This is a genomic window from Streptomyces sp. NPDC002742 (genome assembly GCF_042888885.1).
GTDB lineage: Bacteria > Actinomycetota > Actinomycetes > Streptomycetales > Streptomycetaceae > Streptomyces.
Genome location: NZ_JBIAQF010000023.1, coordinates 23,930 through 35,539 on the forward strand (window position 1 = coordinate 23,930; position 11,610 = coordinate 35,539).

Below are 11,610 nucleotides of genomic sequence, written 5' to 3' on the forward strand. Positions count from 1 at the left end.
CTCCTTGTCGCGTCGTCCTCCCCACTGTTCTGCCCAGAGCGTGGCTCGCACTCACGTTTCCCCGGAGGGGCGGCGTCGTTGGGTCACTTGTGAAGCACGTACACACGCGCGCGCGGCGCGCAGGGGCCGCGCTGGCCGCCGTACTGACCTGGGCCGGCCTGCTGGCCGGAGCCTCCGGCTGTTCCTCCGACGGGATCTCGAAGGGGATCGGAGAGGCGTTCGGCAAACCGCGGTCGCCCGAGGACGTCATCCATGTCTCGCCCGACGACAACACCAAGGGCGCACGCCCCGAGGAGCCGCTGCTGGTACGGGTGCCCAGCGGGCGCCTGGAGTCCGTCAAGGTCGTCAGGTCCCAGGACGCCGAGGAGTCCCCGGTGCCGGGGCGTATCAGCGACGACGGCCTGTCCTGGAGGCCGGACGGGACGCGGCTCGCGCTGGCCGCCGAGTACACCGTCGACGCGGTGGCCCTGGACGGGAGCGGGCACCGCTCGGCACGGCACACCACGTTCACCACGGCCGTCCCGGACGAGCGGTTCATCGGATACGTCATTCCGGAGGACCGGTCCGTCGTCGGCACCGGAATGATCGTCTCCCTCTCGTTCAACCGGGAGATCGTGAACCGGGCCGCCGTCGAGCGCGCCATCCAGGTGCGGGCGCGGCCGGCGGTGGAGATCCGCGCGCACTGGTTCGGCGACGGCCGCGTCGACTTCCGTCCCGAGCGGTACTGGAAGCCGGGCACGAAGGTCACCGTGGAACTGCGGCTGCGTGACGTCGAGGCTTCACCGGGTGTGTACGGACTCCAGTCCAGGACCTTCTCGTTCACCGTCGGCCGAAGCCAGACGTCTCTGGTCGACGCCCGCGCTCACACCATGGAGGTGCGGCGCGACGGCAACCTCATCGCCACGGTTCCCATCACGGCGGGGGCGCCGAAGACGACGACGTACAACGGGAAGATGGTCGTCACCGAGATGCTCGAAGTGACCCGGATGAACAGCCGGACCGTCGGTTTCGGCGGCGAGTACAACATCCCCGACGTTCCGCACGCGATGCGCCTGACCGACTCCGGAACCTTCCTGCACGGCAACTACTGGGCGCCGGACGCCTTCGGCAACGTCAACGTGAGCCACGGCTGCGTGGGTCTGCGGGACGTGAAGGGCGGCAGCTCGGACACCCCGGCGGGCTGGTTCTTCGACCGCAGCCTCATCGGGGACGTCATCGAGGTCGTCCACAGCAAGGACAAGCTGGTCGCCCCCGACAACGGACTCGGTGGCTGGAACATGGGCTGGAAGGCGTGGAAAAGGGGTGGGGCGGTGAAGTAACCCGATATACGGGTATGTGCACTGCGGGCTCCAGCCGCGCCCCGTACGGCCGAAGTTGGGACTGAACGGTGACCTTCCCGGGGAGCCATCACTCCAGGTCGTGTGATTAATTAGCGCGATACGCGCGTGGGACGCGCCGGGGTGCGGGCCTGATCAGGCCGTGCGAGGGGAGAAGACCATTTTGAACGGGCGACCGATATCGGGGGCGTCGGTTGGCGCGCGGTCACGGGGGAGCAAGGGAATCCTGGCGCTGCTGCTGGGAGTTCTGCTGCTCGCCGTGACCGCCTGCGGCGGGGGAGGGAGTTCGGACCAGGGGTCCGGCTCCGGCGACGGCAAGGGCAAGGGCTCCAGCGGCACGGCGGACACCAAGGTCTCGCAGGCCGTGGTGACCATCGCCCCGAAGGACGGCGCCGCCGACGTGAAGACCAGCGGCGCCCTCAAGGTGACCGCGGCCAAGGGCAAGTTGACCGAGGTCGCCGTCGAGGACACCAAGGGCGACGCGGTCAAGGGCAGCATCACGGACGGGGGCGCCACCTGGACGCCCTCGACCCACCTCGCCGCGGCCACCAAGTACAAGGTCCACGCGGTGGCCAAGGACGCCAGTGGCCGTGAGGCGGCCGAAGAGGCCGCGTTCACCACGCTGACCCCGAAGAACACGTTCGTCGGCATCTACACGCCCGAGGACGGGTCCAAGGTCGGCGTCGGGATGCCGTTCTCGATCCACTTCACCCGGGGCATCACGCACCCCGGCGACGTCAAGAAGGCCATCACCTTCAAGACCGAGCCGGCGGTCGACGTCGAGGGTCACTGGTTCGGCAACGACCGTCTCGACTTCCGCCCCGAGAACTACTGGGCGGCCGGTACGAAGGTCACCGTCACCTTCGACCTCGACGGTGTCGAGGGCCGCCCCGGCGTCTACGGCAAGCAGGCCAGGACCGTGAAGTTCACGATCGGCCGCAGCCAGGTCAGCACCGTCGACGCCAAGACCCACAAGATGACCGTCAAGCGCGACGGGAAGGTCCTCAGGACCATCCCGATCACCACGGGCAAGCCGGGCTACGAGACCTGGAACGGCCAGATGGTCATCAGCGAGCGCCTCAAGGTGACCCGTATGAACGGCGAGACGGTCGGCTACGGCGGCGAGTACGACATCAAGGACGTGCCGCACGCCCAGCGCCTGACCAACTCGGGAACCTTCATCCACGGCAACTACTGGGGTGGCGGCGCCTTCGGCAACTTCAACGCCAGCCACGGCTGCGTCGGTCTGCGCGACGTGCGCGGCGGCTACGACAGCAAGGTGCCGTCGGCCTGGTTCTTCGACAACTCGATGATCGGCGACGTGGTCGTCGTGAAGCACTCCCACGACAAGACGGTCGCCCCGGACAACGGCCTCAACGGCTGGAACATGTCCTGGTCGGACTGGACCAAGTAACCGCGGGACCGGATCGGGGCAACCGCGCCGGACCGGACCGAACCACCGCTCCTCACCGGGCCGGGTGCGCTGTGACTCAGCACACCCGGCCCGTTGCCGTTAACGGCCACTAACCTGCTTCCATGACTGTGCATCTCGAAGTGGCCGAAGGCGTGGGCACCATCCGCCTGGACCGCCCTCCCATGAACGCCCTGGACGTCGCGACGCAGGACCGCCTCAAGGAACTGGCCGAGGAGGCCGCGATCCGGCCGGACGTCCGCGCGGTGGTGCTGTACGGCGGGGAGAAGGTGTTCGCGGCGGGCGCGGACATCAAGGAGATGCAGGCCATGGACCACGCCGCGATGGTCGTGCGGTCCCGGGCCCTGCAGGACTCCTTCACCGCCGTCGCCCGCATCCCCAAGCCCGTCGTCGCCGCCGTCACGGGATACGCGCTCGGCGGCGGCTGCGAACTGGCCCTCTGCGCCGACTACCGCATCGCCGGGGACAACGCCAAGCTGGGCCAGCCGGAGATCCTGCTCGGCCTGATCCCCGGTGCCGGCGGCACCCAGCGGCTGTCCCGGCTGATCGGCCCCTCCAAGGCCAAGGACCTCATCTTCACCGGCCGTATGGTCAAGGCCGACGAGGCCCTCACGCTCGGCCTGGTCGACCGGGTCGTGCCCGCCGCCGAGGTCTACACCGCCGCGCACGCCTGGGCCGCCCGGCTCGCGCAGGGCCCGGCCATCGCGCTGCGCGCGGCGAAGGAGTCGATCGACGCGGGCCTGGAGACGGACATCGAGACCGGGCTGACCATCGAGCGGAACTGGTTCGCCGGCCTGTTCGCGACGGAGGACCGCGAGCGGGGAATGCGGAGCTTCGTGGAAGAGGGCCCCGGCAAGGCGAAGTTCCTCTGACCCGTCCGCCGCGCCGGCCCGGGGACCCGCCTTCCTGGCTCCCCGGGCCGGCCGACGGCCGCCGACGCGGCCGATGTCACCCTCGTGATTCCCGCTGATCCGCTCACAGTTGACGCGATGTCTTACCCGGTGTCCCCCGTTGGAGCGGTTTATCCCAGGCTTAAGGCAGCCTTAAGCGCACCTTGTTCCGAAGCTCTGGTGATTGCCCTCGAAGGGCCTGTTCCGGCAGGTCGGACGGGTCCCCGCCCACCCCGAACTGCCTTTGGCATATGCCGATCGGATGGTGTGGAATGTCGCGTTCCGGGGGGCGTATTCCTCCGGAACGGCCCCGAAGGGGGCTCTTGGCGGCCATGATGGGGGCATGGCGGGGCTGGAGGGTATCGAACAGCCGCGGCGGCACGGAAGTGCGACCGCGGCGCGCTGGACGCCTGCGGTCGAGGACGAACGGGCGCTCAAGGCATTGGAGTTGTTCGGCAACCCCACCGAGGCGGAGGTGCCGTTGCCGTCCCGCCCGGAGTCCGCGGCCACCGCGCGGCGGCTCACCCAGGTCGTGGTGCTGCGGCACTGGGGCCTGTCACCGAAGATGACCGAGGACGCGGTCTTACTCGTCTCCGAACTCGTGGGCAACGCCGTACGGCACACCGGCGCCCGCGTCTTCGGACTCCGTATGCGCCGCCGCCGCGGCTGGATCCGCATCGAGGTCCGTGATCCCTCCCGCGGCCTTCCCTGTCTCATGCCGGTCCAGGAGATGGACCTGAGCGGCCGGGGACTCTTCCTCGTCGACAAGCTCTCCGACCGCTGGGGCGTCGACCTGTTGCCCCGCGGCAAGACCACCTGGTTCGAGATGCGCGTCGTCGACCGCTGACCCGCCCCGGCCGTCGGCCCCGTCCCTCCCGCAGACGCGTCCCTCCCGCAGACCCGTTCCGGCCGCCGACCGGTCCCGGCAGTCAGCCCCGTTCCGACTGCTGCCCCGTCCCGGCCGTCGGCCCCGTTCCGGCCCGTACGTGAGAACCCCGTACGTGAGAGCCCGTACAGGCGAGTCCCGTATACGAGGACCCCGTACGCGAACCGACTGATCCGGAAGCGGGGGATGCCGCTCCGCTCACGGGCTCCGCCGCCCCGTGCGACCCGGTGGCCGGGAGCCGCGAAGCGACCCGCACCACCACCCGGCCGGACCAATCGCCGGTTTTTCGGCCGATTCACCCTTAAATGGTCCGGTGACCACGCCCGCCGAAGACCACGCAGCCCCCGCCCCGCCCCGGCGCGCGGCCCTGCTCACGGGACTCGCGCTCACCGCAGGAACCCTCGCCGCCGGAGTGACCGCAGGCTGCTCCGCCCCGCCGTCCACCCCCCACAACCTCACGACACCCCCGGCCGCGCCCAGCGCGCCCCCCGCCCCCGCGACCCGCGCGGTTCCCGTACTCGCCCCCGCCCCCCGCCGCTACCCCGCCCAGCCCTCCGAAATCACCCACGGTCCCCGCGGCCACCCGTCCAAGGTGGCCCTGACGTTCCACGGCCAGGGCGACCCCGCCGTCGCGAACTCGCTTCTCGGTGAGGCAGAGAAGGCCGGCGCCCGGGTCACCGTCCTCGCCGTCGGAACCTGGCTGGACGAGCACCCGGACGTCGCCCGCCGCATCCTCGACGGCGGCCACGACCTCGGCAACCACACCCTCCGCCACCTCGACATCAACGCGATGTCGGCGACGGAGGCCGCCGCGGAGATCCGGGGCTGCGCGGACCGCCTCAAGCGGCTCACCGGCTCGATCGGCACCTGGTTCAGGCCGTCCCGCAGCCCCCGGGCCTCGCCCCTGGTCCAGCGCCTCGCCCGCGACGCGGGCTACCCGCACACGCTCTCCTACGAGGTCGACTCCCTCGACTACACCTCGCCCGGAGCCACCGCGGTCACCCGCAAGGTCGTCGCCGAGGTCCGCCCCGGCTCCGTGGTGAGCATGCACTTCGGATACGCCGACACGGTCGCCGCCCTCCCCGCCCTCCTGCACGAACTCGACCGTCGCGGCCTGCGCGCGGTCACCACCACGGAGCTGCTGAGCTGATGCTGACGCCACCCTCCTCCCCGTGCCGGGTCCTGATCGCCGGCGCCGCCCTCACCGCGCTCGTCGCCCTCACCGGCTGCAGCGGCCCCTCCCGGTCCCACGCGAACGAAGCCCTCGGCACCAAGGCCGCCGCCGTCCAGCCCGCCCAGCCGAAGCGGCTGACGGTCCAGGGCCTGCCCGGCATGCCCCCCTTGCTGGACCCCGCGGACGTCTACGCCGCCGACCGCCCGAACCGGCTCTCCCCGGTGGTGAAGGACTTCCCGTCCCGCGTCTACGTGCCGAACACCAACTCCAACACCGTCTCGGTCATCGACCCGAAGACGTACAAGGTCATCGAGACGATCCCGGTCGGTGTCCAGCCCCAGCACGTCGTCCCCTCCTGGGACATGAAGACCCTGTGGGTCAACAACGACCGGGGCAACACCCTCACCCCCATCGACCCGAGGACCGGCGAGGCGGGCAAACAGGTCGACGTGCACGACCCGTACAACCTCTACTTCACGCCCAACGGCAAGTACGCGATCGTCATGGCCTCCCTCGACCGCGAGCTGGTCTTCCGCGACGCGCACACCATGAAGACCGTCAGGACGGAGCCGGTCAGCTGCTACGGCGTCAACCACGCCGACTTCTCCCCGGACGGCCGCTACTTCATCGTGTCCTGCGAGTTCAGCGGCGAACTCCTGAAGGTCGACACCGAGCGGATGAAGGTGATCGGCCAGCAGAAGCTGCCTTTCCACGGGGCGATGCCGCAGGACGTGAAGATCTCCCCGGACGGCAAGAGGTTCTACATCGCCGACATGATGGCCGACGGCGTGTGGGTTCTGGACGGCGACAAGTTCACCCGGCCGACCCTGCTGCACACGGGCAAGGGCACGCACGGCCTCTACGTCAGCCGGGACTCGCGCGAGATGTACATCTCCAACCGCGGTGAGGGCACCATCTCCATCTTCGACTTCACCCAGAACAGACTCACCAAGAAGTGGCACCTGCCCAACGGCGGCAGCCCCGACATGGGCGGTGTCTCGGCGGACGGCAAGGTCCTGTGGCTCTCCGGCCGTTACAACTCGGAGGTGTACGCCATCGACACCCGCACCGGTGTCCAGCTCGCCCGCATCAAGGTCGGCAGCGGTCCGCACGGCCTCGCCGTCTACCCTCAGCCGGGCCGGTACTCGCTCGGCCACACCGGCATCTTCCGCTAGGGCGGCGCCCGTCGACCGGCCACGGCTGACCCGGCGTCGTGCGCGCGACGCCGCACGGCCCGTCGCCGCAACACCGTGATCGTCTTCCGTGATCACAACCCACCCGCGACGACGGGCCGTTGCCGTCACCGGCTCGCCGTCGAGGTGCCGAGCCGCCGCCCCGAGCCGGTCCGGCCCTGTCCTCGTCGGTGAAGACGACGGAGTGGCGGTGAGGGTGCGGCCGTCAGTGTCGCGGGGGGAGTGCCGGTGTACCTGGGCGGCACGTCGGGCGGCGGGAGGACTCCACCGGCCACCGGGTCCGGAACGGCGCGCACGGGGCCGGGCACGACTGTCCCCATGACGCTTGAGTCTCCACCCACTGGAAGGCCCAGACTCGGGGACATGATCGAAGACGGCACCGGCCTTTTCACCATCGGCCAACTGTCCCGGAGCACCGGCCTGTCCGTCCGCACCATCCGTTACTGGTCCGACGAGGGCGCGCTGCCCCCGGTCGCCCGCTCGGCGGGCGGCTACCGGCTGTACGACGCCGGGTCCGTGGCCCGTCTCGATCTGATCCGCACCCTGCGCGAACTAGGACTTGGTCTCGGCGACGTGCGCAGGGTGCTGGCGGGCGAGACGACGGTGGCGGAGGTGGCGGCCGCCCACGTGGCCGCGCTGGACACGCAGATCAGGTCACTGAAGGTGACCCGGGCGGTGCTGTCGACGGTGGCGCGACGCGGCTCGACCGCGGAGGAGATGACACTCATGAACAAGCTGGCGCGGCTTTCGGCCGCCGAACGCGGACGCATCATCGACGACTTCATGGAGGAGACCTTCGGGGGTCTGGACAACGCGGACCCCGACATCCGTACCCGGCTGCGGTTCAGCGTCGGTGACCTGCCGGACGACCCGACACCCGGGCAGGTGGACGCCTGGGTGGAGCTGGCGGAGCTGATCCAGGACCCGGGGTTCCGGGCGCGGATGCGCGAGATGATCGAGTTCAACGCGGCGGACCGGGGGCCGGACGTACCGCCGGGCACGTCCGTGTGGTTCATGAGCCGGCTGGTGCAGCTGGCGGGCGAGGCGCTGGGGCGGGGTGTCGACCCCGGGTCGCCGGAGGCGGACGACGTGCTGAGCGGCCTGCTCGGCGACGCCGACCGGGCTGCCGTACTGGCGCGCATGGAGTCCGCCGCCCATGCCGAGATGGCCCGCTTCCGGGAGCTGAGCACGCTGGTCCGCGGCATGGAGCCGCTCTCGGCGCACCGCGAGGAGTTCGCCTGGGTGGTCGCCGCACTGCGCGCCCGCGCGGACCGTTAATCTGACCTCCGTACACAAAGCAGCAACGCACGCAGTGATGCACGACGAAGGGGCGGGTCGGTGGCCGACATCGAGGAAGCACGCAAGCAGTTCGAGCGGATCGATACGGACGGTGACGGGTTCATCACCGCAGCCGAGTTCAAGACCGCTCTCGCCCAGGGCGGCGACTGGAACGTCACCGAGTCGGTGGCGGAGGCCGTCATCGCCAGCCGTGACCTCAACGGCGACAAGGTTCTCTCGTTCGACGAGTTCTGGACCCACCTGAGCAAGTGAGGCCGGCGAAGGGGCGCCCACCGGAAGACCGGCGGGCGCCCCTTCGGCGTGACGGAACCCTTGGCAGGGCGGCCAGCCGGGGCAGGGCAAGGGCGGGCAGCCGGTCCGCGCGGACCCGGGGCGGCGGGCCCGGCGTTCCCGGTACCGGTCACCCGGACGCCGTACGTCCCGGAATAGGTCGTCCGCCCCCGGAGTTGGTGTGCCCATCAGGAGCATCCACCCCAGAAGGGTCTGTCTCTCATGAAGATCGGCATCATCGGCGCGGGCAACATCGGCGGCAACCTCACCCGGCGGCTCACCGCCGTCGGTCACGACGTCTCCGTCGCCAACTCGCGCGGTCCCCAGACGCTCGGCGCGCTCGCCGAGGAGACCGGGGCGACCCCGGTCACGGTCGAGCGGGCGGCACAGGGCGCCGACGTCGTGATCGTCACGATCCCGCTCAAGGCCGTGCCGGACCTGCCGGACGGCATCCTGGACGGGGCCGCCGAGGGCGTCGCCGTCATCGACACCGGCAACTACTACCCCCAGCAGCGAGACGGCAGGATCGCCGGGATCGAGGACGACGGCCTCACCGAGAGCCGCTGGACCGCCCGGCAGATCGGCCACACGGTCGTCAAGGCATTCAACGGCACCTACGCCCAGGACATCCTGGACCGCGCCCGCCCGGCCGGCGCCCCCGACCGCATGGCGCTCCCGGTGGCCGGCGACGACGCGGCGGCGAAACGGCGCGTGCGCGACCTCATCGACGAGATCGGCTTCGACACCGTCGACGCCGGCGGCCTGGACGACTCCTGGCGCCAGCAGCCCGGCACCCCCGTGTACGGCCTCCAGGAAGGCCTCGACGCGGTCACGAAGGCACTGGCGGAGGCGTCCCCGGAGCGATCGGCCGACTTCCGCGGGTGACCGGTCCGCGACGAGCGATCTCTAGACCGCCGGGCTCAGCGCGGTCGCCGGGTCCTCCGGAGCGTGCGGGTAGGCGGCGGACCGGTGCTGGAAGGAGAGGATCTTCGGGTTCTGGACGACGCCGTCGCGGATCTCGACGGCCTTCCTGACCGTGACGTCGGCGTCCCATGCGGCGGGGCCGCTCATGACCTTGCGCAGGTAGGGCAGGAGCGCCTCACTGATCTCCCAGGTGGCGGAGTTCCACAGGTGGGACGGGCTGTGATCCACCGCGTAGTAGTGGCAGCCCGGTCCCACGGTGGGCATGGGGTCGCCGAAGGTGGTCGGGCGGGCCCAGGCGAAGCCCATGCCCTCGTCGCAGGCGACGTCGATGAAGAACGTCCCCGGCCGGAACCGGGCGAGTTCCTCGTCGGTGACGAACATGAGCGGCGCGTCGGTGTCCTGAAGGATGCAGTTGACGACGATGTCGAACCCGGCCAGGTACTCAGCCAGCGGCACGGGCCCGGCCGGAGTGGAGGCCTGCAGGCGTGACGGGTCGTCCTCCCGCTCCTCGAAGTGGCCCATCACGACCGAGGGCATCGGCGAGGCCACCGCCGCGGCGGCGCGCTGCGTGAGCACCGTGACATCGGACACCCCCATGGCGCCCAGCCCCGTGACCGCTCCGCGCGCCGTGGCGCCGAAGCTGATGACCACCGCGCGCAGACGGCGCCCGTAGCTGCCGGTCAGCCCGCCGAGCTGGAGCGCGTGCAGCACCGAGCAGTAGCCCGCGAGCTCGTTGTTCTTGTGGAACACATGGACGCTGAAGGCGCCCGAGGAGGTCCAGTGGTTCATGGCTTCCCAGGCGATCAGCGTCAGCCGCCGGTCGATGCCGATCTGGGTCATCTTCTCGTCCTGCACGCAGTGCGGCCATCCCCAGAGGACCTGGCCCTCGCGCAGCTCGGCGACGTCCTCGTGGATCGGCTTGGGCAGCAGCATGATGTCGCACTCGGCGACGAGGTCCTCGCGGGAGCGCAGTCCGGCCACGAGGGGCCGCAGCGCGTCGTCGGACACGCCGAACCGCTCGCCGTAGCCCTGTTCGAGGAAGATCTTCTCGCGTATGTCCGGGGCGATCCGGTCGAGGTGGCGGGGGTGCAGGGGAAGGCGGAACTCGTTCTCCTTGCGGGAGGAGGCGAGTACTCCGAGACTCATCAGGCTCATGTGGGGCGGCTCGTTTCCGGCCGGACGCGATGTGCTCCGGCCTTGCCGTTCCCCGAGGGCGACGCCGCGACGGATGGCGGCGTGCGAGGTGCGCTCGGTATCGCCACCGTACTCCGGTCCCGGCCGGGGAACCCCCGCCGCTCGTTTGAGCCGGGGAGCCGGCCCGGCGTTCAGGGTGACGTGGGTGCCGGCGGGCGCGGGCGGACGGCGGAGCGCCGGCACCGGTCACCGGGCGGACGGCGGTCCGCCGGTGATCCTCAGGCGCTGCCGGCCCAAGCGCGCAGGGCGGCCTCGCTCTCGAAGTCCGCGACGTCCCTGTCCACCGACTCGTCGGTGTACTGGTGGAAGCGCCACTTCGCCTTGATGCGGGGTTTTCCGGCGGTCACGTAGTCGGCGATCCAGAGGCCGTCGCCGGCGTACGAGGTGCTGTCGACGTTCAGCCAGAAGTCACGGCCGGTGTAGAGCACCACGCGGTTGTCCGGGCGGAGCTCCTTCACCTTGCGGATGAAGCGGTCTTTCTCCGCGTTGCTCGCGTGGGTGCCGTCGCCGGTGGTCTCCCAGTCGACGGCGAGCAGGTCGCCCGCCTTCTCGGGGGCCTTGCTCACGAAGTACGCGGCCTGGGCGGTGATGTTGCCGGGCCACAGGAAGTGGTAGAAGCCCACGACGCAGCCGGCGTCGCGGGCGGTCTTCACCTGTGCGGTGAGTTTCGGGTTGACGTACGAGCGGCCTTCCGTCGCCTTCACGAAGACGAAGGAGAGGCCGGCGGTGCCGTACGCGGACGACTGGTAGGAGCTGACGTCGATACCTCGCAGCATGGGTGGAGCCTCCGTGCATGGGGGACGGGCCACGCGGGGCGGTGCCCCGGTGTCCGTGGCGAACGACTGTCTCTGTCCGTGGGGGACAGTTCATGCGGACAACTGCTTTTGGAATTCCCCCACTTCGCCCCCTCCACGCTCGCCCGTCCGGCCGGCACACCCGTCCGGGCCGAAGTCGTCCTCGAAGCCGGTGACTTCGGACGACCGACGAGCCCCGACCCCAGTCCCCAGTCCC

Annotated in this window: 10 protein-coding genes and 1 pseudogene; 9 read left to right on the forward strand and 2 right to left on the reverse strand. The window is 70.5% G+C overall.

The window, feature by feature from the left end; all coding sequences use genetic code 11:
* Positions 1 to 89: 89 nt before the first annotated feature.
* The 9 genes and pseudogenes from ACFYW8_RS32750 to ACFYW8_RS32790 all read left to right on the forward strand — a co-directional run.
* Positions 90 to 1,319 (forward strand): Ig-like domain-containing protein, encoded by a 1,230-nt coding sequence (locus ACFYW8_RS32750; RefSeq protein ID WP_389085793.1) that lies wholly within the window; start codon positions 90 to 92, stop codon positions 1,317 to 1,319.
* Between the two features lie 181 nt (positions 1,320 to 1,500).
* Positions 1,501 to 2,751: an Ig-like domain-containing protein gene (locus ACFYW8_RS32755; RefSeq protein ID WP_389085798.1), complete on the forward strand. Its 1,251-nt coding sequence runs from the start codon at positions 1,501 to 1,503 to the stop codon at positions 2,749 to 2,751.
* Positions 2,752 to 2,873: 122 nt separating this feature from the next.
* Entirely contained in the window at positions 2,874 to 3,641 is a 768-nt protein-coding gene (locus tag ACFYW8_RS32760) for an enoyl-CoA hydratase/isomerase family protein (RefSeq protein ID WP_389085803.1), read from the forward strand.
* A gap of 361 nt (positions 3,642 to 4,002) precedes the next feature.
* A complete protein-coding gene (locus ACFYW8_RS32765) occupies positions 4,003 to 4,506 on the forward strand; it encodes an ATP-binding protein (protein ID WP_389085808.1) in 504 nt (167 codons plus the stop codon).
* Between the two features lie 352 nt (positions 4,507 to 4,858).
* Positions 4,859 to 5,695 (forward strand): polysaccharide deacetylase family protein, encoded by an 837-nt coding sequence (locus ACFYW8_RS32770; RefSeq protein WP_389085813.1) that lies wholly within the window; start codon positions 4,859 to 4,861, stop codon positions 5,693 to 5,695.
* On the forward strand, positions 5,695 to 6,894 hold the full coding sequence (locus ACFYW8_RS32775) for a YncE family protein (protein WP_389085818.1): 1,200 nt from the start codon (positions 5,695 to 5,697) through the stop codon (positions 6,892 to 6,894). The genes ACFYW8_RS32770 and ACFYW8_RS32775 overlap by 1 nt, the downstream gene beginning before the upstream one ends.
* A gap of 381 nt (positions 6,895 to 7,275) precedes the next feature.
* Positions 7,276 to 8,190, forward strand: a complete 915-nt coding sequence (locus tag ACFYW8_RS32780) for a MerR family transcriptional regulator (RefSeq protein ID WP_365876224.1) — start codon at positions 7,276 to 7,278, stop codon at positions 8,188 to 8,190.
* A gap of 60 nt (positions 8,191 to 8,250) precedes the next feature.
* Entirely contained in the window at positions 8,251 to 8,463 is a 213-nt protein-coding gene (locus ACFYW8_RS32785) for an EF-hand domain-containing protein (protein ID WP_261705625.1), read from the forward strand.
* A gap of 195 nt (positions 8,464 to 8,658) precedes the next feature.
* A pseudogene (locus ACFYW8_RS32790) lies at positions 8,659 to 9,366 on the forward strand (NADPH-dependent F420 reductase); the annotation flags it as partial.
* 21 nt (positions 9,367 to 9,387) lie between these two features.
* Here ACFYW8_RS32790 and ACFYW8_RS32795 read toward each other — a convergent pair.
* Together ACFYW8_RS32795 and ACFYW8_RS32800 are read right to left on the reverse strand one after the other, a co-directional pair.
* Entirely contained in the window at positions 9,388 to 10,560 is a 1,173-nt protein-coding gene (locus tag ACFYW8_RS32795; protein WP_389085834.1) for a N(5)-(carboxyethyl)ornithine synthase, read from the reverse strand.
* Positions 10,561 to 10,817: 257 nt separating this feature from the next.
* Entirely contained in the window at positions 10,818 to 11,375 is a 558-nt protein-coding gene (locus ACFYW8_RS32800) for a glycoside hydrolase family 25 protein (protein WP_365876229.1), read from the reverse strand.
* Positions 11,376 to 11,610: the final 235 nt, after the last annotated feature.